The following is a 21,928-nucleotide window of genomic DNA, read 5'->3' on the forward strand; positions in this document are numbered from 1 at the left end:
AGCATACGAGGTGATGTAGTGAAAAAACTAGCTCAAGCAGTAGCACTGGCCAGTGTGAGTGCTCTGTTTTTGTCAGCCTGCTCAAAAGAGGCGGAGCAGCCCCAACAGCAGCAGCCTGTTTCAGAGTCCACCCCAGTAGCGGCGCTTGAGCCCGCTGTTGATAGCGCAGAGGTAGCCGAGGCTTTCCGCGCTTTTTTGGCTGAGAATTACGCGGTTGATATGGCCCGTTCGCCACTGACGGCGAGTTATCGCGGTATTAAAATCAATAACGACAAGTGGGATTCGGCTGCAGAAGCTAGTCAGCAAGAGAGCCGCAACATCCTCGAGCAACGGCTGAAAGATTTAGCGCGTTTTGATCGCGCCGCCTTGAGTGAGTCAGAGCAGCTTTCCTATGACCTATACAAGCTCGACCTAGAGCGGCAGATTGCGAGTGATGAGTTCCGCCACCACAAATTTGTGATTCATCAGTTTCGCGGTCCCCACACGATGGTGGCCAGTAGCTTGATTAATATACACCGGGTTGGCAGTGTCAAGGATGCCCAAGATTACATTGTTCGCCTAAATAATGTTTCGACGCTCTTTGCCGAAGTCATTGAGCAGCTGGAAATTCGCGAAAGCAAAAACTTGCTGCTGGCAGATTGGCAATACCCGCAAATGGTGCAGTCTTCGAAGAATATTATCAGTGGAGCACCCTTTGATGACTCCGGTGAAGACTCCACAATCTGGGATGATTTTCAGTCCAAGGTGGCGGCCCTGGATGTGAGCGATAGCGAGCGTGAGCAATTATTAAGTGATGCTCGCAAAGCACTAGTCGACGTCGTCAAGCCAGCTTATGAGCAGCTGATTGCGGCATTAGAGCAGCAGGCAGAAAAGGCCTCTGGCGATGACGGTGTGTGGAAGTTTAAGGACGGCGAGGCCTTTTATGCTGAGCGCTTAAATTGGTTTACCACGACAGATCTGAGTGCTGATGAAATACATGATATTGGCCTGCAAGAAGTGGCGCGTATTCATGAAGAAATGAAGTCGATCAAGCAGCAAGTTGGCTTCGAGGGCAGCCTCAGTGATTTCTTTGTTTTCATGCGTGAAGATCCGCGCTTTTACTACCCCACTACGGATGAGGGGCGCGAGCAGTATTTAGCGGAAGCCACGGCCCTGATTGAAATTATGCGCGAGCGGCTGCCGGAGCAATTTGGAGTGCTGCCCAAGGCTGAGTTGATTGTGAAGCGGGTTGAGCCCTTCCGCGAGCAGTCCGCCGGTAAGGCCTTCTATCAGGGACCGCCACCGGATGGCTCACGCCCAGGTATTTACTACGCCAACCTGTACAACATGGCAGATATGCCGAAATACCAAATGGAGGCCCTGGCTTATCACGAAGGCGTGCCGGGCCACCATATGCAGCGAGCGATTTCAGTGGAGCTGGATGGTATTCCGGAGTTCCAAAAGTACGCGAGCTTTACTGCTTACACCGAGGGCTGGGGCTTGTATACCGAGCAGCTCCCCAAAGAGATGGGCTTTTATGAAGATCCATACTCTGACTTTGGCCGTTTGGCGATGGAGTTATGGCGCGCCTGCCGCCTGGTGGTCGACACCGGTATTCACAGCAAACGCTGGACACGAGAAGAGGCGATCGATTATCTAGTTGAAAACACGCCCAACTCACTTGGCGATTCAACCAAGGCGATTGAACGCTATATCGCGATGCCAGGGCAGGCGACCGCCTACTTGATTGGCAAGCTGAAAATTGTTGAGCTGCGTGAAAAAGCACGTGAGGCGATGGGCGAGCGTTTTGATATTCGTCAGTTCCATGACGAAGTTCTCAAAGATGGTCCTGTGCCACTGTCAGTGCTAGAGCAGAAAATTGATGCCATGATTAAAGCAGCTTCTGCTTGATGTCTCTGAGCTAGGCTAAAATCCTGTGGCGGCAATGATCGCGCTGCAGGGTTTTTAGTACAGCGTCCCAGTCCTTGTAGATAACCCGACTAGATAAGTAAAAGCTGAACAGACAAGAGGCCTATTTTTTAACTGACGGCATTTTGGATACTGAGCTATAGTAGGGGCCGGTTGACGCGACTTGTTGACCACTATCATTGAAGATAAGAGCGGGCATATACAATGGGATTATTTGATTTTGTAACAAACGCCGGCGAAAAGCTGAGTGAGAAAATTTTGGGCAAGCCTGTTGGTCATGACGTGGCCGACACCGTCGAAGTTTCGCCACAGCGCCTTAATCAGCTGCGCGCGGAAAACATCACTAAGATGTTGGCAGCTCTCGATATAGAGGGTGAGCAAGTATCGGTGACGGTTGACGGTGATAAGGCCATATTAAAGGGCAGTGCGCCTAGCCAGGAAGCTTTGGAAAAAATGGTGCTCTGTGCCGGCAACCAATTTGGCATTAGTCAGGTAGACTGCCAGCTTGAAGTCGATGGCGCATTGGCGGCAGATTCAGCACAGACAAGCTCTGCGCCTGCAGCTGCTAGCGCAGAAGCTAAGTTTTACACGGTGAAGTCGGGTGACACTTTGGGCAAGATCGCCCAGGAACACTACGGTAGCGCCAGTAAATATACGGTGATTTTCGAGGCTAACCAGCCAATGCTGAGTGATCCCGATAAGATTTATGTAGGGCAAAGCCTGCGTATTCCAGCACTCTAAACGAGTAGGTCAGTGCCGGCCTGTCATTAGACGCCGGCTCTTTCCAGCATGTAGGTAATGATCACTTTGATCAGGAAGCCTACGATCCCCATGGCCAAGCCAACATAGAGGATGATGGTGCCGAATTTGCCGGCATCGCTGCGACGAGCAAGATCCCATACGATAAAAATCATAAAAGTGATCAGTGCACCGACACCCAAGGTGACACCCCACTCAGTTAACCATGCGTCCATCAATCCATCCCATTACAGCTGTCAATTGGCGGGCGGAATTGTCGGCGCTTAAGCCTGTGCTGTCAAAGTATCCTTAATAACAAGCGACTGCGATTGCTCACAGTGTTGCCCAGCTAGCTCTGTTGTCACTGTAATTAGGCAGTTCCCATAGCTGGGGCTGATAAGGCAGCTCTTCACTGGCAGAGAGTTCAATATCTAAGCCTTCTTCAGCGCCACATTGCTTGAGAATGTAGAGCTTGCGGTATTCGTGCATTAACAAGCGTAAGCTGGCGGGCGAGTCATAGGCGGCAGCCTGGCTGGCACGAAATAGGATGGCTAGACTGTCACTGCTATTGGCGGCTAACTGCAGTTGCAGCAGCTCCTCTTGGCTATATTGGCAAGCTCCGAGCCAGCTCAATACCACGCTACTATTATTGCTGCGTAAAGCGCGCTCAGTGCTCAGTAAGAGCTGTTTCCGACTTTTGGGCTGTACCAATAATATTTTATCGGTATCAATACCGCGGGCGGATAACAGAGGCGCGTAGGGTGGGGAGGGCGGTGCAATCAATGTTTGCCAGCGAGCTTCTAGGGAAAGGCTTGCCATGGCACTCAAAAATGGCCCTAGGGCTCCAATGCCGTTGCCGTCACTCAGAACTTCGATTAGATCTCCTCGGGGCCAGCCGCCATACAGCAGTGCCTTATCCAGCGAGCTATAACCGCTGGCTTGCTGTGTGGCGCTATTGGCTGAAATAAGCTGGTCAAAGTTGCTTCGATAGTGCAGCTTGTTTCGCTGTTGAGCTGTGCTGTTGAACACAATGTGTGCTGAAGTCATGTCCTCTGTCTCCGCTATTATCTGTATATCTATACAGTGTTTGGATATACAGTAGTTCGGGGCGGCACAGATTGCAAGCGCCTTTTTGATTGGCTTTTACTTGTAGGGCTGATGAGAAATGCTTGGCCTAGCTGCTGGCCTGCAGCTGCTTTGAGGTAGAGGGCTCTGCTTATTTGCCAGCGAGGGCAGTGACTAGCTGGTCTAGGTGGTCCCAGACCCTGCCTTCGGCGTAGCCTTTGATGCTACCGTCAACCTCTGCTGCGAGCAGCATGAGCTGCTCTATGGCAGCGAGACTGTGGCGCTCTAGGGCGCTTTGAATGATGCCTTGGCGGTTACTCCAAACCCGGCGCGCCTGCATGGCTTGCTGCACACTTTGGCCGCGCTCGCAGTCGAGTTTTAAATCGTAGAGGCTGCGTAGCTCACGGGTCAGGGCCCAGAGTATCACCATGGCCTCAGTGCCCTCGTCGCGCAGGCCGTGCAGCATGCGCAGACTGGCACTGGCATCACCTTTGAGCGCCGCATCGACCATCGCAAAGAGGTTGTAGCGAGCATTGTCTAGGACGCCTTCGCTCACCACTTTGAGATCAAGATGTTGGTTTTCTGCTAGCAGCTTAAGCTTTTCCACTTCCTGTACGGCTGCTAGTAAGTTGCCTTCTAGCCGCTCACTCAGGAGTTCTAAGGCATCTTGATCAATGCTGAGGCCGGCAGCTCCTAAGCGTTGCTGTAACCAGCGGGGCAGTTCATGGGCTTTGACTTCCCACAGCTGGAGATAGGCACCGGCGCTATCGAGAGCTTTGAACCATTTACTGTTGAGTGATTGTTTGTCGATTTTTCCGCTGATTACTAGCAGCACATCATCGCCACTGCTGCGCTCAAGGTAGGCATTAATGGCCTTACTGCCCTCGGCCCCGGGTTTGCCACTTGGGATGCGCAGCTCAATCAGTTTGCGCTCATCAAATAGCGACATGTCGGTGCTACAGTTAAGTAGCTCTTGCCAGTCAAAAGTTTTCTCACCGGCGTCAAGCACTTCCCGTTTGCTACAACCCAGCTTCCTTGCCGCAGCGCGAATCAGATCGCTGCATTCTTCTACAAGTAGAGTTTCATCACCGCTGACAACATACACCGGAAGGCATTGTTGCTGCAGGTGGGCGGCAAGTTTGTCGGGGTAGAGCCGCAACTTAGTGCTCGGTCTGCTCAGCTGAGTGGGCCGCATTGGCAGCAAAAAAACCTATGCGGCGGAGAATCTGCTGGGACAGTTCTCCGCGCATTTCGCGTCTGAGAATACGAATTTCTTCGGCCTTTCCCACCACGTTGCGCGGATCATTTTCCATTTGCTTAACCACCGCAGCTTCGCTTTCTTCGATGACAACGCTGCCATCGTCGGCCTGCAGTACCGCAAAGCGAGTTTTTAAGCTGAGCTCGAACTCTGAGGCCCGCGCTTCGCTGTTGAGGGATAAGTTGCGCTGGCTAAAGCGTTCTGGCCACAGTCGCAAGATAAAGGCTGCCTCTTGTCTGCTTTGAGCCCAGACAATACCACTGGCTGAGAAGCGAGCCTGCAATTCGCGTGAGAACTCGCTATTGGGGTTGCCAGTATCCAGGTACATCTGCTTCCACTCAGCGGGTAGGGCGGTGGCACTACTGCTACCTCGCAACTGAAAGCCACAGGCGATCAGCAGGCAGGATAGCCCCAATACTAGGCTCAAGCGCGTTAGGGCGTGGGGCATAACAGTCTCCGCTTCATATCTGCATTAGTTGGCAACAATGTTAACCAGTTTGCCAGGTACCACAATCACTTTGCGCACTGTGACACTTTCGATAAAGCGTTGCACATTCTCTTGGGCCAGTGCTTGGGCCTCAATACTGGCTTTGTCAGCATCCGCTGCGACTGACATTTTGGCCCGCACCTTGCCGTTGACCTGCACGACAATGTCAATGCTATCGCGCACCAGGGCGCTTTCGTCAACTTGTGGCCAAGCAGCATTGAGCACCTCACCTTCACCATCAAGCAGCTGCCATAGGTGGTGACAGATATGGGGCACGATTGGGTTTAGCATGAGCACCACCGCACGCAGTCCTTCGTCTAGCACCGCGCGACCCTGTTCAGAGTGCTGGTCTAGTTTGCCTAGCTCATTGCAGAGTTCCATGGTGGCGGCAATGGCAGTGTTAAAGGTTTGTCGGCGACCGTAATCGTCGGCCACTTTGCCAATCGTTTCGTGCAGTTTACGGCGCGCGCTTTTTTCTTGCTCTGTCAGTTGCGCGCTATTGAGTGGGGCTATAGCGCCGAGCTCTAGGTGTGAGTTGACCAGTTTCCACAGGCGCTTGAGGAAGCGGTTGGCACCTTCCACGCCAGAGTCTGACCACTCCAGCGACTGCTCTGGAGGGGCCGCAAACATGCTGAACAAGCGGACTGTATCGGCGCCATAGCTATCAATCAGTGCCTGAGGGTCAACGGTGTTGCCCTTAGATTTGGACATTTTGGCACCGTCTTTAAGTACCATGCCCTGAGTCAGTAGGCGCTTGAAAGGCTCGTCAGATTTAACCAGACCCTCATCGCGCATTAATTTATGATAAAAGCGGGCATAGAGTAGGTGCAAAATAGCGTGCTCAATACCGCCGACATATTGGTCTACAGGTACCCAATAGTTGGCTTCAGCATCCAGCATAGCATTGTCGTTTGTTGAGCTGGCGTAGCGCGCGTAATACCACGATGACTCCATAAAGGTATCGAAAGTATCGGTTTCGCGCGTCGCAGGTCCCTGACAGCTGGGGCAGCTAGTCTCGTAAAAAGAGGGCATTTTTTTGATCGGTGAGCCAACGCCCTCAAACTCGACTTCGGTTGGTAAGACCACCGGCAGGTCTTGTTCAGGTACGGGCAGCGCACCACAGCTATCACAGTTGATAATGGGAATCGGCGCACCCCAGTAGCGCTGGCGAGAAACGCCCCAGTCGCGCAGGCGGAAATTCACCGTGCGCTCACCCTTGCCCTGTGTTTCCAGCTCTTTGGCAATAGTGTCGAAAGCGGCTTGAAAGTCTAAGCCGTCATAGGGCCCGGAATTGATCAGTAAGCCTTTCTCGGTAAAGGCAGCGCTGCTCAGGTCGCAGGGCTCATCGGCAAGAGGGGCAATGACTTGCTTGATCGGTAAATTGTACTTTTGTGCAAACTCCCAGTCGCGCTGGTCGTGGCCCGGCACCGACATGACCGCACCCGAGCCATAGCTCATCAGGACAAAGTTAGCTACCCACACCGGGACTTCCTCGCCACTGAGCGGGTGTATGGCCTTTGTGCCGGTGTCCATGCCAAGTTTTTCCATCGTAGCCATATCCGCTTCGGCTACTTTGACTTTGCTTTGCTGCTGAATAAATTCCGCCAGAGCAGGGTTTTTCTCAGCTGCCGCTTTGGCCAGTGGATGCTGCGCTGCTACTGCCAGATAAGTCACGCCCATTAAGGTATCGGGGCGTGTGGTGTAGACACTAAGTGGCGAGCCGTCGGCCAAGCTAAAATCTAGGTTGACGCCTTCCGAGCGGCCGATCCAGTTGCGCTGCATAGTGCGAACTTGTTCGGGCCACTCGTCGAGGCTGTCGAGGTCGTCCAGCAACTGCTGGGCGTAGTCAGTGATTTTGATGAACCACTGGTCGATCTCGCGGCGCTCTACTGGGTTGTCGCAACGCCAGCAACAACCGTCGACAACCTGCTCGTTAGCCAGTACGGTTTGGTCAGTCTCACACCAGTTCACTTCGGCCTTTTTCTTGTAGGCCAAGCCTTTTTCGAACAATTTGGTAAAGAACCACTGTTCCCAGCGGTAGTATGTTGGGTCGCAGGTGGCGAACTCCCGATCCCAGTCGTAAGCAAAGCCGAGCTTGCGCAGTTGTTCGCGCATGTAGTCGATATTTTGGGCAGTCCACTGAGCGGGGGGAACATTGTTTTTAATGGCGGCATTTTCAGCTGGCAGCCCAAATGCGTCCCAGCCCATCGGCTGTAGAACGTTTTTGCCTTGCATGCGCTGATAGCGGGCGATGACATCAGCAATGGTGTAATTGCGAACGTGGCCCATGTGCAGCTGGCCACTGGGGTAGGGAAACATGGCGAGGCAGTAGAATTTCTCGCGCTTGTCATCCTGCTGAACGGCAAAGCTATTGTTGTTCAGCCAGTGGGCTTGGGTGGCTTGTTCGATGGCCTGGGGATCGTATTGCTGTTCCATGTGGGCTGCTGCGTCTCAGTAATAATTGGGTGGTCCGCGACCACAGCGCGCTGCATCGCCATAAGGGCTTGCTCTCGCGTGCGGAAATCGCGTGTTAGGGGACAAAAATAAGCTTGAAATTCTACCAGTAATTGCGCGCCGCTGCGACGCTGGGGGCTGTTCTATGCGCCTTCTCGCCACAGGTAGCGTCGCATGATGCCCATAATCGCTAAGGCTAAGAAGCAAGCGGCGATCAAAGGCATTGCCCCGAAGCTACCAAAGGGCGTTCCTCCGAGCATGACTTGCGCTTGGCCAATTAATAGAGTGCTGATGAACTGCTCAGATTGGGCCAAGATCTGACCGCGGTGATCGATAATGGCCGAGACGCCATTGTTCGTGCCGCGCAGCAAATAACGGCCATTTTCGAGCGCTCGCATCCGGGCCATTTCCAAATGCTGCAGCGGGCCGATAGAGTCACCGAACCAGCTGTCATTGCTGATAGTGACCAGTAGGTCGGAGCGCTGTGCCGACTCGGCGACCAGCTGAGGATAGACCACTTCGTAGCAGATATAGGGCGCCACGCGAAAAGCGCCAGCTTGCAGGGCCGCTTGATCCGCTGGTCCGGGGCTAAAGGCTGACATGGGTAAATCAAAAAAGGCGATAAGGCCGCGCAGCCAGCTCTCTAGAGGGACATATTCACCAAAGGGTACCAAGCGCTGTTTGTGATAAACGCCTTGGCCCTGGCCTAGGGCCACGATGCTGTTGAAGTATTCGCGCTGGCCTGAGCCGCGGTAGGGAATGCCAGTGATCAGAGTGCTGTCACTGTGCCTAGCTCGCTCGATAATTGGCTCGAACCAGGGCTCTATATCCTGGAAGTAGCGGGGAATGGCGGATTCAGGCCACAGCACAAGGTCATATTGATCGAGAGTTGGCAGGCTGTTCTCGTATTGCTGCAAAATATAAGGCAGCCAAGCCGGGTTCCATTTTTGTTGCTGTGGAATGTTGGGCTGAAACAGGGCCACGTTGAGAGGCTCCTGACTAGCGGGGGCGACCCACTGGATGTTTTTTAATAGCGCACCACCGCCCCATAGTCCGGTGGCGATGACAGCATAGGTAAGCAGGGCAGCAGCTTGGCGACTGCGCCAGGCGAGAAATAAGCAGCTGCCGCTGAGTGCGGTGATCAAAGACAGGGCGTAAACGCCGCCAATCGGTGCCCAGCCGGCCAGCCAGGTATCGATATGGGCGTAACCCAGAAATAGCCAGGGGAACCCGGTTAGCAGCCAGCTGCGCAGCCACTCAAACAACACCCACAGCACAGCAAAACCCAGCAGCATGCCGCCGGGCAAGGGGCGAATCCAGCGTACATAGCACCAGGCAAATAGGCTGTGGAGTAAGGCCAGGCCGGCACAGAACAGAGCGGTAAGAAAAACGGCTAAACCGACGCTGGCGTAGCCGTAGACATGAATGCTGACGTAGACCCAGGACACACCACTGCCAAACAGGCCCAAGCCAAATAGCCAGCCGCGCCACAGGGCCTGGCGCGGGCTGCAGGTGCAGAGCAGGGCACTGTAAAGGGCGCAGCTTAAGATACCCGCAGGCCACAGATTAAATGGTGCCAGCGAGAGCGTGATGAGGCAGCCGGCCAGTGGTGCCAGCAATAACATCAAGCAGGGCAAGCGGCTAGGGCGCGCTTCAGGACTACCGGTAGCGGTAGTCTGTGAGGGCGACACGCTCTACTCGCCCGATGCTGGCCGCATGCGCAGGCTGTGTATTTTGCGCTGGTCTGCGTTGATCACCTGGAATTCAAAATGATCGATTAAGGTGACTTCGTTGCGCGCTGGCATATGACCGAAAGCTTGGATCACTAAGCCGCCGATAGTATCGAACTCTTCATCACTGAACTTTGTTTTGAAGTACTCATTAAAGTCTTCAATGGGGGTCAGTGCTTTAATGAAGTAGTCTTCATCAGAAATCTTGCGAATGTAGTGGTCTTCTTCGGCGTCGGTTTCGTCTTCGATTTCTCCGACAATCTCTTCCAATACGTCTTCGATGGTAACCAGCCCAGCCACGCCGCCGTACTCGTCAATCACAATAGCCATGTGATTGCGGTTCTCGCGAAACTCGCGCAGCAGCACATTGAGGCGCTTGCTTTCCGGTACCACTACCGTCGGGCGCAGTAGCTCTTCTACTTTGAAGTCACTACGGTCCTTGTTGAGGATTTGTGGCAGCAGGTCTTTGGCCAACAAAATGCCCAGGATATTGTCGGGGCTATCACCAATCACTGGGTAGCGCGAGTGGGCCGAGCGAATAATCTGCGGCAGCAACTCTTCCAGTGTGGATTCGGACTTGATGACCACCATCTGGGCGCGGGGCACCATGATGTCGCGGGCCTGCATATCGCTGACTTTCATGGCCCCTTCCATGATGCTGCGGGCGTCCTGGTCAATAACCTCGTTTTCCGCTGCAATCGATAATACGTCTTCCAGATCGTGGCGGCTGTGGGGATGAGAAGAAAACATTAAGGCAATTTTTTCGAGCCAGGATTTGTCGTCTGACTCGTTACCTGATCGGTCTTCGCTCATGGGGCACTCTGCTCCTTGGTGGTTACGTCGTTCTCTGCACCCGTTTCACTGTGGTAGGGGCAGGGGATAGCCATTGTGGCGAGAATACGGGTTTCCAGCGCTTCCATAATGGCAGCGTCATGGTCATTGATATGGTCATAGCCTAGCAAATGCAAGGTGCCATGCACGGTCATGTGGGCCCAGTGGGCGTGCAGCGCTTTATGTTGCTGGGCGGCTTCAGCGGCAACGACTGGGGCGCAGATAACGATGTCACCCAACAGTGGCAGGTCTAAGCCTTCGGGAAGATCCGCAGGGAAGGAGAGCACGTTAGTCGGCCCGCTTTTACCGCGATAGCTGAGATTGAGTTGTGCCATTTCTTCACTGTCCACAAGGCGCACAGAAACCTCGCTGTCGCGTTCCCTGCGGTGTTCACTCAGTGCTGCACTAATCCAGCTGCGTATGTCGTCCTCATCGGGAACGGGCTCAGCGCTGGCGCATTGTACATCGACGGTCAGATTCATCGGCGCTGTGTTTCTAGCGTGGCTGCCTTGTCGTCGTGGGCGTCGTAGGCTTCTACGATGCGCTGTACTAAGGGGTGACGCACCACGTCTTTATTGCCAAACCAAGTGAAGCCGATGCCTTCGACATCTGGCAAGATCTTGCTCACATGGGTGAGGCCCGAGGGGATACCGCGAGGTAAGTCGATCTGGGTGGCATCACCGGTGACTACAGCGGTGGAGCCAAAGCCAATGCGGGTGAGAAACATTTTCATCTGCTCTCGCGTGGTGTTTTGGGCCTCATCGAGAATAATAAAGGAGTTATTCAAAGTGCGGCCGCGCATGAAGGCCAGCGGCGCCACTTCAATAATGTTGCGTTCAATGTACTTATTGACCGTTTCAAAGCCCAACATCTCGTACAAAGCATCGTAGAGTGGGCGCAAATAAGGGTCAATTTTTTGGCTGAGATCGCCGGGCAAAAAGCCCAGCTTTTCACCGGCTTCAACCGCAGGGCGCACTAGGAGAATACGCCGGACACGCTCTTCAAGGAGGGCCTCAACCGCGCAGGCAACGGCTAAGAAAGTCTTGCCCGTACCGGCCGGGCCAATACCAAAGTTAATATCGTTGTGCTTGATGGTGCGCACATAGGATTGCTGGTTGGCACCGCGTGGCTTGATTGAGGCGCGTTTGGTGCGAATCACCTGAATCGCTTCAACTTGGGCACCTTCCGCCGTCTCTGCCAAGCTTTCTAGCCCAGATTGCTGTAATTGCAGGTGCAGTGATTCCGGGCTCAGGCCCACACCCTGGCACACCTCAGCGTAGAGGTGGGTCAGTAGTTGCCGGGCTGAGTTTACTTTCTCCTCAGGACCGCTCAGCGTAAATTGATTGCCTCGATTGTGAATCGAAACATCTAGGCGCTGCTCGATCTGGCGTAGATGACGGTCCAGTTGGCCACAGAGCATAGCCAAGTGGCGCGGGTCATTGGGTTCCAGTGAGAAGCTTTGCTGGGTCGATGTGGGAGTCGCGTTTTCGCTGTTCAAATTACTCTTCGGCCGTAAATGGCAAGGGGTTTAAGTCAAGGATATACCGGAATTGGCGGCAGTCAACCGCTGACCAGCACGCCGCGTAGTGAGTTGGGGAGTGCTTCGTGGATTTCAATATCAGCAAACTCACCAATGAGAGAGTGATCACTGCTAGCAAAATTCACTACGCGGTTGTTTTCGCTGCGCCCTTGTAGCTGCCCGGGATCCTTCTTTGACACGCCAGTGACTAGCACGCGCTGTGTGCTGCCAACCATGCGCCGGCTGATTTCTTGGGCTTGCTGCAATATACGAGTTTGCAGAATCTTGAGACGCTGCTTTTTGGTTTCTTCATCCGTATTGTCCGGCAGTTCGGCTGCCGGAGTGCCGGGCCGCGCGCTGTAAACAAAGCTGAATGAGGTATCAAAGCCGATATCTTCGATTAGCTTCATAGTGGCAGCAAAGTCGGCCTCGCTTTCACCGGGAAAGCCGATAATAAAGTCGGATGAAATACTGATATTGGGCCGGATTTTACGCAGGCGGCGAATTTTGGACTTGTACTCCAGAGCCGTATGGCCGCGTTTCATCGCCATCAGAATGCGGTCCGAGCCGCTTTGCACCGGTAGGTGCAAGTGATCGACCAGTTGTGGGATCTCGGCGTAGGCATCGATCAGCGCATCGGAAAACTCCACCGGATGGGAGGTGGTGTAGCGGATTCGGTCGATCCCGGGAATTCGGGCTACGTAGCTCAACAACTCTGCGAAGTCTACGGTTTCGCCTAAGTGGTTGCTGCCCAGATAGGCGTTCACGTTCTGCCCTAGTAGGTTGACTTCGCGCACACCGCCCTCGGCGAGGTGAGCGATTTCAGCGATCACGTCATCCAGCGGTCGCGATACCTCTTCGCCGCGGGTGTAAGGCACTACGCAAAACGTGCAGTATTTACTGCAGCCTTCCATGATTGACACAAAAGCTGTGGGCCCCTCGACTTTTGGCTCGGGCAGACGATCAAACTTCTCAATTTCAGGGAAGCTGACATCGACTACCAGCGTGCCACCAGGGCCGCTGCCAACAGTGCGCATGGCGTCGCGCTGCTTCATCATCTCAGGTAAGCGGTGCAGGGTCTGAGGGCCAAATACCAGGTCGACATAGGGTGCCCGTTTGCCAATTTCCGCGCCTTCTTGGCTGGCGACACAGCCGCCAACGCCAATGATGAGCTTGGGGTTTTTCTGCTTCAGGTGCTTCCAGCGACCCAGTTGGTGAAATACCTTTTCCTGTGCTTTTTCCCTGATAGAACAGGTATTTAGCAGCAGTACATCGGCCTCTTCTGGGTTGTCGGTGGGCGTCAGATCGTGACTTTCTTCCAGCAGGTCGCGGATGCGCGCCGAGTCATACTCGTTCATCTGGCAGCCATGAGTTTTGATGTAGAGCTTTTTGGTCACGTCTTGCTCACCTGTGCCGGCGTATCGCCCGCGCTGTTGTGGTCCGTAAAGGGTCGGCGATTATACCGACTCGCGGCCTCAAAACCCAGTGCTTGTGGGCTTTGTGGGCTGGATATTCATGTAGATGGTGATACTATTGCTGCCCTTCGAATTTCGGGGGCACAATCGACCCCTTTGCGGCCGCTGATTAAAGTGGTTCGCCCCAGAGGAAAGCATGGCTAACCAACCCGTCTATAAGGTGATTTTTCAAAACGGCACTCAAGTCTTTGAGGTATTTGCGCGGCAAATCTATCAAAGTGACATGTGGGGCTTTATTGAGGTAGAGGAGTTTATCTTCGGCGAACGCTCGCAAATATTGGTAGATCCGAGTGAAGAAAAGCTCAAAAGTGAGTTCAATGGCGTAAAACGCAGCTACATTCCTTTGCAATCGGTTATCCGAATTGATGAAGTAGATAAAGAAGGTAGCGGAAAAATTTCTGAAGTCACAACCCGTGAAGGCAATGTGGCTAGCTTCCCCTTCGCCGGTGCCCACCGGCCGAGCAGTCCCAGCGACGAGTAATCCCGCACAGCGCCTCGCCGCTCTCGCGAGAGCCCTACCCCGCCTGGCACAAGCGGGGTAGGGTGGCAAGAAAGTTCCTAGCTATTAGCCGCGCCCGGCCAGCTCCTGTTTAACTGTGGCTAGCTTTACGCAGACAGTAAAGGCCTTAGCACTTGCGCGCACATCTTCCAGAGATGGGAAGGTAGGTGCCAAGCGGATGTTGCGATTGGCTTCATCGCGGCCGTAAGGGAAGGTGGCACCAGCGGGCGTCAGTTTAACCCCGATATTACCGGCCAGATCGACCACCTCTTGGGCCAGTCCAGGCCGCGTATCGAAAGATATAAAGTAACCGCCTTTGGGTTCGGTCCACTCGCCCATTCCTGTGTCGCCAAGTTCTTTGGCTAGAACTTCCAACACAGCTTCAAAGCGCGGGCGAATCAAGGCCGCATGTTTGGCCATGTGGGCAGCTAGGGTCTCAGGGTCTTTTAATAGGCGCACATGACGCAGCTGATTGACCTTGTCGGGCCCAATGGTCTGGAAGGCTAAGTGGGCTTTCAGAGTGGATAAGTTGCGCTCACTGCTACCGATAAAGGCAACACCGGCACCTGCGAAGGTGATTTTGGAGGTCGAGCCAAACTGGAACACACCATCCATAGTGTCGTGCTTGCGACAGTAGCCGGCAATTGAGGCTAGTTCCGGCGCGTCGTCGTACAGGCTGTGAACGGCATAGGCATTGTCCCAGAGAACCAAGAAGTTATCGCTGGCTATCTGCGGTAAGCGGGCGATCCGCTCTACTGTGTCATCGCTGTATACGCTGCCAGTGGGGTTGCCAAAGCGCGGTACGCACCAAATGCCCTTGATGTCCGGATCGGCCTTCACCATGGCCTCGGCCTGATCCATGTCGGGACCGCTGTCGAGCATTGGCACTGCTAACATTTCAATGTGCATGTATTCACAAATCGAAAAGTGCCGGTCATAGCCGGGAACTGGACACAAAAATTTCACTGTGTCGTTCAGAGCCCAAGCGCTGTCTTCGCCGCGCAGTCCTTCGTTCATGGCAAAATCGATCACCTGGTACATCAGGCTCAAGCTACTGTTACCGCCCACCAGTGTCTCTTCGGGGCTGGTGCCCAGCACTGAGCCAAACAAAGCTTTAGCTTCGGGCAGGCCGTCGATCCCGCCATAGTTGCGTACATCGCTGCCATCTGCAGCGCGGAAGTCGCCAGCTAAAATACCGTCGAGGGCATCGGATAGAGCGACTTGTTCGGCACCGGGTTTACCCCGGGTCAGATCGAGTGCAAGTTTAAGCTCGGCCAGCTTGTCATACTCTTCATAAAGATCGGCCAGTAGGTCTTTCAGCTCCTGCTTGGAGGCTTGTTCGATATGCACCCTTATCTCCTTTAGGCTACCCAGAGGGCTTTGCTATAGTGGTTTCAAGGTGGGCAAGTATAGCGCTTCAAAGGCGCGCAGAGAATGCAGCTGAAGGCCTGTTGCTTGAATTCACTCTTTAGGGGCCCCATATCTTCAGTGTTGACCATTTCCTTACACCACTCAAAGTCAGGTAGCGTAACGCATGAATGATAATGAACAGCCGATCGAGCCCGATAGCGATATTCCCCAAAACGAGCATACTCCCGCAGTTGCAGACCAGGTTCTGCCCGATACGCTGTACCTAATTCCGACGCCCATCAGGCCTTTTTTCCCGGGGCAGGTGCAGCCTGTAATGATTAATCCCCAGGAGTGGGGCAGTACCCTGCAGGCGGTCGCCAGAAGTAAGGTCAATGTCATTGGTTTGTCTTACGTGGATCAAAAGGATCCGGCATCGCTGGATCCGCGGCAGTTTCCGAGCATCGGTTGCGTGGTGCGTTTGCATCAGCCGCCAGAAGGCGTTGGCGAAGCCCAGTTTCTAGCCCAAGGCTTGAAGCGTTTTCGTATTGTGCGCTGGCTTAACGACAAGCCGCCCTATTTGGTGCAGGTGGAGTACCCCAAAAGCCAAGGCGATCGCGAGAGTGATGAGGTCAAAGCCTATGCTATGGCGCTGATTAAGCAGATTAAGGAGCTACTGCCGCTCAATCCGCTCTACAGTGAAGAGCTCAAGCAGTACATGAGCAATTTCAACCCCAATCAGCCTAGCTTGCTAGCGGACTTCTCGGCGGCTCTGACCACTGCCTCAGGGGATGATCTGCAGGAAATTCTCGATACCTTGCCGCTGATTTCGCGCATGGAAAAAGCGCTTACTCTGCTGCGTAAAGAGCGTGAAGTAGCTGAGTTGCAAGGCAAAATTACGAGTCAGGTGAATGACAAGGTCTCGGAGCACCAGCGGGAGTTTTTCCTGCGCGAGCAGCTCAAGGTGATTCAGAAAGAGCTGGGTATTTCCAAAGACGATCGCAGCACCGATGTCGATACCTTCCGCGAGCGAATAGCCGATAAAGAGCTGCCAGAAGCAGTGGCTAGTCGGATCGACGACGAATTACACAAGCTGTCCTTGTTGGAAACGGGCTCGCCCGAATATGGGGTGACACGCAACTATCTGGACTGGGCAACCCAAGTACCTTGGGGAGTGATGTCCGAGGATAAACTGGAATTAAAACATGCCCGTGAAGTATTAGATGCGCACCACGATGGTTTGGAAGATGTCAAAGACCGTATTCTTGAGTTCCTTGCCGTAGGTGCCTTCAAAGGTGAGATAGCTGGCTCTATTCTCTTATTGGTCGGCCCTCCCGGTGTGGGTAAAACCAGTATCGGGCGCTCAGTGGCCGATGCCTTGGGGCGCAAGTTTTACCGCTTCAGTCTTGGCGGGATGCGCGATGAAGCTGAGATCAAAGGCCACCGGCGCACCTATATTGGTGCGATGCCGGGTAAATTTGTGCAGGCCTTAAAAGAGGTCGAGGTCTCTAACCCGGTGATTATGCTCGATGAAATCGACAAAATAGGCGCCTCTTACCAAGGTGATCCGGCTTCTGCTCTGCTGGAAGTGCTGGATCCTGAGCAAAATAGCGAGTTTTTGGATCACTACTTGGATTTGCGAGTTGACCTATCCAAAGTGTTATTTATTTGCACGGCTAACCAGCTCGATACGATTCCAGGTCCCTTGATGGACCGTATGGAAACTTTGCGTCTGGCCGGTTATGTGGCGGAAGAGAAGTTAGAAATCGCCAAAAATCATCTGTGGCCCAAACAATTAGAGCGCCATGGTCTGAAGCCAAGTCAGCTAAAGATTAATGATGCGGCACTCAAATATGTGATTGAGTCATATTGTCGAGAGGCCGGTGTGCGCAACTTGGAGAAACAATTGGCGCGTATCATGCGCAAGTCGATTGTGCAGATGCTAAGTAGCGAGGAAAAACGGCTGCGGGTTGGTAAAAAAGACGTCGAAGAGCTATTGGGTAAGCCTCCATTTCAGCGCGAGAAGCCGCTGCGTGGCATTGGTGTGGCTACAGGTTTGGCTTGGACCGCGATGGGTGGCGCTACTTTAGCCATTGAGTCCTCTCAAGTTCACACCCTAAATAGAGGCTTTAAAACCACCGGTAAGCTCGGCGATGTCATGAAAGAGTCAGCGGAGATTGCCTACAGCTTTGTCACCGCTCACTTGAAGGACTACGGCTGCAACCCTGACTTCTTTGATACCAGCATGGTGCATATGCACGTGCCGGAAGGGGCCACGCCTAAAGATGGACCCAGTGCGGGCATTACTATGGCCACGGCCCTAGTATCTCTAGCGCGTAAAGAGCGCATCAAGCGGCCGCTGGCGATGACCGGCGAGTTGACGCTGACGGGGCAGGTGCTACCGGTAGGGGGGATACGTGAAAAGGTTATCGCCGCTCGGCGCAGTAAAATCATGGAGCTGATTTTGCCCCATGCCAATAAGCGCGATTTTGATGAGCTGCCAGACTATTTACGTGAAGGTATTAACGTCCATTTTGCAAGGACCTACCGCGAGGTCTTTGAGTGCGTATTCCAGCAATACCGCCACGAAAAATCTCTGCATTGATGATCGTTAAAAGCCTTCCGGACTCGGCATCGCTAGGGCTCGGAAGGCTGCCTTTACAGGCTCTTTCTAAGTCAGTATTGGCCTAGTTATCTGGCTTTTGCTCGGCTGCTGCAGCCCCGCAGTGCCAGCACCAATCAAAGCTCGCTGGATTGTCACTGTGGCAGTGCTCGCAGTGCCAGTCGGGTAGGTCGAGCTGCTGTTGGAATTGCTTGAGGACTTCTGCGCCGCGCTTGGCATCGTCCTCAGTCCCCACCCAAAGCTCGGGCCAGGCATCTATTGGCGCCAACTCGCCAATAGCGCCTGCGGCATATTCATTGCGTAACTCAGACTGGATACCCGCTTGCTCTAAGAGGCTGCGCATCTGTGTGACCACCACCAGTTGTGGGTGTGAGTAGAGCAGCCTCATAGTCATCTTAAGACTTGGTCTGTGCTTGCTGTGCTGCAATGGCCACTTGTTCTGCTTTGACTTTGCTGCGGCGCTGAAACAGTAGATAAACGGCGGCGCCGGCGATAGCAATCAGGCCGATAGCCAACAGTGGCCGGACGCTGATCCAGGCGATGGCAATCGTTAGCATGCCAAGTACCACGGTCACTAGCCCGGCGACCAAGGCGCTGCCCATCCCAATGATATTACCAATCAGTGGCACCACATCGCCAAGTACCGAGAGTGGCTTTAACATGGCTGTCAGACCAATAAACATCATTGCTAAGCCCACTGCGCGCAAGATCCAGCTCAGCGTACTGTTTTCGGAATGGGCCTGCTGAAATAGTTGGTCTGCACTATGGGTACCCGCTTTTAGTATCTCCACCGAAGTCCCGCTGCGCGCAGTATAGGGCTGTAAAGTGTTGCCTACCTGTTGAGCAATGGCGCTGATCGCTCCGGGCTCTACTTGCCAGAAAGTGACTCTGATATCGCCAATCTTTGGCGCCTCAGGATTGCCGCGATAGAGGCCTTCGCCGTAGCGTACAAAGCCATCTGCTAGCTCGATATCATCCTTTGGGTAGAGCGGGGAGTTGCTAGCTAGCTGGCTTAGCATTGAGTTGGGTATTCTGTAGTCGCCAGCTGTGACCACTGCGTATTGCGTCGCGCTCTTATAGGGCATGGAGGCTGGGTTTTGGTATTCACTACTCTGCTTGAAGCGTCCTGAGTCGATATGCTGGGATGACCAGGTTTTATTGTAGTGATAGGTTTTAACAGTTTTGCTACCGCCACCTAGTTCTTTTTCAGTCTTGCTCCGCACCTCTTCTTTCCACTGGTACATTTCTACTTGCCGTCGCAGCACTAGTGCTTCAGAACTGATGCCAAAAAGCTCGTCGGATAGAGTTTTTTCTGGGTTAGCGCTAGCAGTGAAATAAACCAGCTTGCCTTCGTTCTCCGCTAAGAGTGGGGCGGCTGATACAGTACTGAGTTCGTTTTCGGCTTGCTCTAGACCCCGGGTGGTATCGATTGCTCGATGCTCATTCCAGATCAGCAAAAAGAATGAGGCAATAAACAGCAAAATGCCTATAAAGATGCCTTTTACGGCGCCACCAAGGCGGCCGAACCAAGATTGGCGAGTGACTTCTGTATATGAGTTATCCGACATCCTGCGCTCTCTCTTCTTTTTATGATACGGGTGGGATAAAAACATGGGTTTATGCTTTTATCCCATCTGAGTTGTCTCAAATCACGCATAGTTAGCTAGTTGCTCGCGCTGAAGTCAAGCACAGCCATGAACATGCTTTGTAGACTCTGCCTGCTAAGTGGCACTTAGGCAGAGGGCTCTGAGCCCTTACTAAGTGAGTGTTACTTTTCAGCTGTTCGAGCAGTAATAACTGCTCGCTGCGGGGCAGGGTAACCTTCGATGGTCTTGCTGTGGTCTGCTGGGTCGAGGAAGTTTGCCAGTGAATGGAAACGCATCCACTCTGTGCTGCGTTGTTCTTCAACAGTGGTGACTGATACATCGACCACTGCCGTATCGACAAAGCCGAGCTTGCGCAGCCAGCTAATGAGCGTATCGACAGTGGGCAGGAACCATACATTGCCCATGCGGGCGTAGCGTCCCTCAGGAACCAGAGTGGCCCCTAGTTCACCGTCGATAACTAGCGTTTCCAGTATGAGTTGGCCGCCGGGGCGGAGACAATCGCGCAGTTCTAAGAGGTGGTCCATAGGGGAGCGGCGGTGATAAAGCACGCCCATAGAGAATACGCTGTCAAAGGCTTGGAGCTTTGCTGGGACCTGCTCAATACCAAGCGGTAATACCCACACATGAGGCTGCTGCAGGTATTTTTGCAGGGCCCAAAATTGCAGCACAAACAGCGGGGTGGGATCGATTCCGATGACCTCTGCTGCGCCGGCACCGGCCATCCGCCAGCAGTGATAGCCACTGCCGCAGCCGACGTCCAGTACTCGGCGACCGGAAAGGTCATCAATGTGCGGTAGTATGCGATCCCACTTCCAGTCAGAGCGCCACTCGGTGTCGATATGAACACCAAACAGTTCAAAAGGGCCTTTGCGCCAAGGGTGTAGGGCTTGCAGAGTATTTTGTAATTCGCTGCGCTCTGCCTCATTGAGTACTGCAAAGCTGTCGGCAGCAACACGGCTGGCGCCTAACTCTCGAGTGGCAACTTCGATATCCGGTAGCGCTTGCAGTGCTTTTAGCCAGCGCGGCAAGTCACCATAGCGCTTGAGAGATAAGCCATGAGCTATTTGATGCTCGAGTAGCTCAGCCCAGGGTGCTAGTTCGCTGTCTTGCCAGAGTTCAATGAGTGGCTGGTAATCGATCATTTCAGCGCGACCAAAGAGGCGAAGTTGAAGCACTGGAACCAGACATCACAGCTGCCAAAGCCGGCATTGGCGATACGCTCTTTGTGCTTGTTGAGGGTTTCCGGTAGCAGCACATTTTCTATGGCATTGCGTTTCTGAGCGATTTCTAAATCACTGTAGCCGTTGGCGCGCTTGAACTGATGGTGCAGGTCGATATTAAGCTCATCCAAATAAGGGTCTTCAAAGGTGACTTTCTCGGACAAGATCATAATTCCGCCGGGCTGTAGCCCCTGATAAATCCCGGCAATAACGGCGTCGCGCAACTCTAGGGGGACAAACTGCAGGGTGAAGTTGAGCACTACGACCGAGGCATTTTCAATCGCCACGTCTTCCAGTTGGGCGCAGCGCAGTGCGACAGGAATATCATGGCTGTCGGTATCGATGACGCTCTGGCAGCGCTCCAGCATCGCCGCAGAGTTATCGACGCCAATAATAAGGCAGTCTTGAAAATGGATGTTTTGGCGCATAGCCAGAGTGGAGGCCCCGAGGGAGCAGCCCAAATCGTATAGCTGGCTGCCAGCGGTGGCATAGCGGCCGGCCAATAGCCCGGTCATGGCGACAATGGTGTTATAACCGGGTACCGAACGCTTGATCATATCCGGGAATACTTGGGCGACCTTGTCATCGAACTGAAATAAGCCAGGCGATGCCACGGGTTCGGCATAGAGGGTGTCGCGGGTGTCAGTCACGGTGCTACCTGTTGGGATGAAATACAGGAGCGGATTTTAACACGCCTTAGGCTGCCTGTTGGCTATTGCTTTAGGGTGTTAGGTCGATGGCCTCAGCTTTCAGTTGCTGCAGAGCAGCGCTCAGTGTGGTGCTAAGGACTATGGTCGTCGGCGCGCAGTAGGCGATAATAGCAAGTGCGCGCCGAGCCGAGAGGAGGGCTTAGTTGGCGCTGCGAATGACTTGTGCGTCTTCGTTGCTATGCTGACGACTAGTGCGGACGCGCTGCTTAAAGCTGGCAAAATGCGTAGTGCATTCTTGTGCTTCTTGCTCTGAGTGCTCATGGCTAAACTTAATGCTGCGGAGAAACTCCACCAGACTAGCTCTACCTTGATTACGTGTTTTCATTTCTAACCTTAACTAGTAAATACTTTGGATTCACTTTCAGTGTAGCCCCCTTGGGCAGCCTGGGGGTGTAAAAAGTACCTTCATTAAGTGTGAAAACTGCGCCTTTATGCGCTAAATAAGACTTTTTTATCA

General features: G+C 53.6%; 20 protein-coding genes. 4 read left to right on the top strand and 16 right to left on the bottom strand.

The features are described 5' to 3' along the window. Positions 1–18: 18 nt before the first annotated feature. Positions 19–1,890: a DUF885 domain-containing protein gene (locus H2508_RS14570; RefSeq protein ID WP_328799387.1), complete on the top strand. Its 1,872-nt coding sequence runs from the start codon at positions 19–21 to the stop codon at positions 1,888–1,890. A 222-nt stretch (positions 1,891–2,112) separates the two neighbouring features. Beyond that, on the top strand, positions 2,113–2,649 hold the full coding sequence (gene lysM / locus H2508_RS14575) for a peptidoglycan-binding protein LysM (RefSeq protein WP_182175350.1): 537 nt from the start codon (positions 2,113–2,115) through the stop codon (positions 2,647–2,649). A 26-nt stretch (positions 2,650–2,675) separates the two neighbouring features. Here lysM and H2508_RS14580 read toward each other — a convergent pair whose 3' ends face one another. The 10 genes from H2508_RS14580 to miaB form a co-directional block, all read right to left on the bottom strand. Then, complete coding sequence (locus tag H2508_RS14580; protein WP_182175352.1) at positions 2,676–2,882, bottom strand: DUF2788 domain-containing protein; 207 nt, start codon at positions 2,880–2,882, stop codon at positions 2,676–2,678. A 97-nt stretch (positions 2,883–2,979) separates the two neighbouring features. Next, positions 2,980–3,693 (bottom strand): translesion DNA synthesis-associated protein ImuA, encoded by a 714-nt coding sequence (gene imuA, locus H2508_RS14585; protein WP_182175354.1) that lies wholly within the window; start codon positions 3,691–3,693, stop codon positions 2,980–2,982. A gap of 169 nt (positions 3,694–3,862) precedes the next feature. After that, the gene (holA, locus tag H2508_RS14590) at positions 3,863–4,906 is read right to left on the bottom strand and encodes a DNA polymerase III subunit delta (protein WP_235965419.1); all 1,044 of its coding nucleotides are present in this window, start codon (positions 4,904–4,906) and stop codon (positions 3,863–3,865) included. Further along, positions 4,872–5,417 carry an LPS-assembly lipoprotein LptE gene (locus H2508_RS14595; RefSeq protein ID WP_182175356.1) on the bottom strand — a complete coding sequence of 182 codons (546 nt, stop codon included), beginning with the start codon at positions 5,415–5,417 and terminating at the stop codon, positions 4,872–4,874. Before H2508_RS14595 ends, holA begins: the two co-directional genes overlap by 35 nt. Before the next feature lie 24 nt (positions 5,418–5,441). Further along, positions 5,442–7,892: a leucine--tRNA ligase gene (gene leuS / locus H2508_RS14600; RefSeq protein ID WP_182175358.1), complete on the bottom strand. Its 2,451-nt coding sequence runs from the start codon at positions 7,890–7,892 to the stop codon at positions 5,442–5,444. Positions 7,893–8,053: 161 nt separating this feature from the next. Beyond that, positions 8,054–9,601, bottom strand: a complete 1,548-nt coding sequence (gene lnt, locus H2508_RS14605) for an apolipoprotein N-acyltransferase (protein ID WP_328799388.1) — start codon at positions 9,599–9,601, stop codon at positions 8,054–8,056. A 3-nt stretch (positions 9,602–9,604) separates the two neighbouring features. After that, on the bottom strand, positions 9,605–10,453 hold the full coding sequence (locus H2508_RS14610; protein WP_182175360.1) for an HlyC/CorC family transporter: 849 nt from the start codon (positions 10,451–10,453) through the stop codon (positions 9,605–9,607). Continuing rightward, entirely contained in the window at positions 10,450–10,953 is a 504-nt protein-coding gene (ybeY, locus tag H2508_RS14615; protein ID WP_182175362.1) for an rRNA maturation RNase YbeY, read from the bottom strand. The genes H2508_RS14610 and ybeY overlap by 4 nt, the downstream gene beginning before the upstream one ends. Then, positions 10,950–11,969 (bottom strand): PhoH family protein, encoded by a 1,020-nt coding sequence (locus H2508_RS14620; RefSeq protein WP_235965421.1) that lies wholly within the window; start codon positions 11,967–11,969, stop codon positions 10,950–10,952. Before H2508_RS14620 ends, ybeY begins: the two co-directional genes overlap by 4 nt. Before the next feature lie 62 nt (positions 11,970–12,031). Next, positions 12,032–13,387, bottom strand: coding sequence for a tRNA (N6-isopentenyl adenosine(37)-C2)-methylthiotransferase MiaB (gene miaB, locus H2508_RS14625; RefSeq protein ID WP_182175364.1), 1,356 nt, complete (start codon positions 13,385–13,387; stop codon positions 12,032–12,034). A 214-nt stretch (positions 13,388–13,601) separates the two neighbouring features. On the opposite strand from miaB, the gene H2508_RS14630 reads away from it, so the two are divergent. Continuing rightward, positions 13,602–13,946: a DUF1820 family protein gene (locus H2508_RS14630; protein ID WP_182175366.1), complete on the top strand. Its 345-nt coding sequence runs from the start codon at positions 13,602–13,604 to the stop codon at positions 13,944–13,946. Positions 13,947–14,030: 84 nt separating this feature from the next. On the opposite strand, the gene H2508_RS14635 is transcribed toward H2508_RS14630, so the two are convergent. Further along, on the bottom strand, positions 14,031–15,314 hold the full coding sequence (locus H2508_RS14635; RefSeq protein ID WP_182175368.1) for an aminotransferase class I/II-fold pyridoxal phosphate-dependent enzyme: 1,284 nt from the start codon (positions 15,312–15,314) through the stop codon (positions 14,031–14,033). Positions 15,315–15,498: 184 nt separating this feature from the next. On the opposite strand from H2508_RS14635, the gene lon reads away from it, so the two are divergent. After that, entirely contained in the window at positions 15,499–17,916 is a 2,418-nt protein-coding gene (gene lon, locus H2508_RS14640; RefSeq protein ID WP_182175370.1) for an endopeptidase La, read from the top strand. Positions 17,917–17,998: 82 nt separating this feature from the next. Here the strand turns inward: lon and H2508_RS14645 are convergent, their stop codons facing one another. The 5 genes from H2508_RS14645 to H2508_RS14665 all read right to left on the bottom strand — a co-directional run bounded on the left by H2508_RS14645 (position 17,999) and on the right by H2508_RS14665 (position 21,796). Continuing rightward, positions 17,999–18,328: a putative signal transducing protein gene (locus tag H2508_RS14645; RefSeq protein WP_182175372.1), complete on the bottom strand. Its 330-nt coding sequence runs from the start codon at positions 18,326–18,328 to the stop codon at positions 17,999–18,001. A gap of 1 nt (position 18,329) precedes the next feature. Then, positions 18,330–19,502 carry a TMEM43 family protein gene (locus tag H2508_RS14650; RefSeq protein WP_182175374.1) on the bottom strand — a complete coding sequence of 391 codons (1,173 nt, stop codon included), beginning with the start codon at positions 19,500–19,502 and terminating at the stop codon, positions 18,330–18,332. A gap of 200 nt (positions 19,503–19,702) precedes the next feature. Beyond that, a complete protein-coding gene (gene cmoB, locus H2508_RS14655; RefSeq protein ID WP_182175468.1) occupies positions 19,703–20,683 on the bottom strand; it encodes a tRNA 5-methoxyuridine(34)/uridine 5-oxyacetic acid(34) synthase CmoB in 981 nt (326 codons plus the stop codon). Beyond that, a complete protein-coding gene (gene cmoA / locus H2508_RS14660; RefSeq protein ID WP_182175376.1) occupies positions 20,680–21,411 on the bottom strand; it encodes a carboxy-S-adenosyl-L-methionine synthase CmoA in 732 nt (243 codons plus the stop codon). The genes cmoB and cmoA overlap by 4 nt, the downstream gene beginning before the upstream one ends. 199 nt (positions 21,412–21,610) lie before the next feature. Beyond that, positions 21,611–21,796 (bottom strand): hypothetical protein, encoded by a 186-nt coding sequence (locus H2508_RS14665; RefSeq protein ID WP_182175378.1) that lies wholly within the window; start codon positions 21,794–21,796, stop codon positions 21,611–21,613. Between the last annotated feature and the right edge of the window lie 132 nt (positions 21,797–21,928).

Source organism: Sediminihaliea albiluteola, assembly GCF_014077625.1.
Lineage (GTDB): Bacteria > Pseudomonadota > Gammaproteobacteria > Pseudomonadales > Halieaceae > Sediminihaliea > Sediminihaliea albiluteola.

What these genes read in the sequence shown, in the direction of transcription:
- lysM (WP_182175350.1), top strand. Translation starts at nt 2,113, where the DNA reads ATGGGATTATTTGATTTTGTAACAAACGCCGGCGAAAAGCTGAGTGAG.
- H2508_RS14580 (WP_182175352.1), bottom strand. Translation starts at nt 2,882, where the DNA reads ATGGACGCATGGTTAACTGAGTGGGGTGTCACCTTGGGTGTCGGTGCA.
- imuA (WP_182175354.1), bottom strand. Translation starts at nt 3,693, where the DNA reads ATGACTTCAGCACACATTGTGTTCAACAGCACAGCTCAACAGCGAAAC.
- holA (WP_235965419.1), bottom strand. Translation starts at nt 4,906, where the DNA reads ATGCGGCCCACTCAGCTGAGCAGACCGAGCACTAAGTTGCGGCTCTAC.
- H2508_RS14595 (WP_182175356.1), bottom strand. Translation starts at nt 5,417, where the DNA reads ATGCCCCACGCCCTAACGCGCTTGAGCCTAGTATTGGGGCTATCCTGC.
- leuS (WP_182175358.1), bottom strand. Translation starts at nt 7,892, where the DNA reads ATGGAACAGCAATACGATCCCCAGGCCATCGAACAAGCCACCCAAGCC.
- H2508_RS14610 (WP_182175360.1), bottom strand. Translation starts at nt 10,453, where the DNA reads ATGAGCGAAGACCGATCAGGTAACGAGTCAGACGACAAATCCTGGCTC.
- ybeY (WP_182175362.1), bottom strand. Translation starts at nt 10,953, where the DNA reads ATGAATCTGACCGTCGATGTACAATGCGCCAGCGCTGAGCCCGTTCCC.
- H2508_RS14630 (WP_182175366.1), top strand. Translation starts at nt 13,602, where the DNA reads ATGGCTAACCAACCCGTCTATAAGGTGATTTTTCAAAACGGCACTCAA.
- lon (WP_182175370.1), top strand. Translation starts at nt 15,499, where the DNA reads ATGAATGATAATGAACAGCCGATCGAGCCCGATAGCGATATTCCCCAA.
- H2508_RS14645 (WP_182175372.1), bottom strand. Translation starts at nt 18,328, where the DNA reads ATGACTATGAGGCTGCTCTACTCACACCCACAACTGGTGGTGGTCACA.
- H2508_RS14650 (WP_182175374.1), bottom strand. Translation starts at nt 19,502, where the DNA reads ATGTCGGATAACTCATATACAGAAGTCACTCGCCAATCTTGGTTCGGC.
- cmoB (WP_182175468.1), bottom strand. Translation starts at nt 20,683, where the DNA reads ATGATCGATTACCAGCCACTCATTGAACTCTGGCAAGACAGCGAACTA.
- H2508_RS14665 (WP_182175378.1), bottom strand. Translation starts at nt 21,796, where the DNA reads ATGAAAACACGTAATCAAGGTAGAGCTAGTCTGGTGGAGTTTCTCCGC.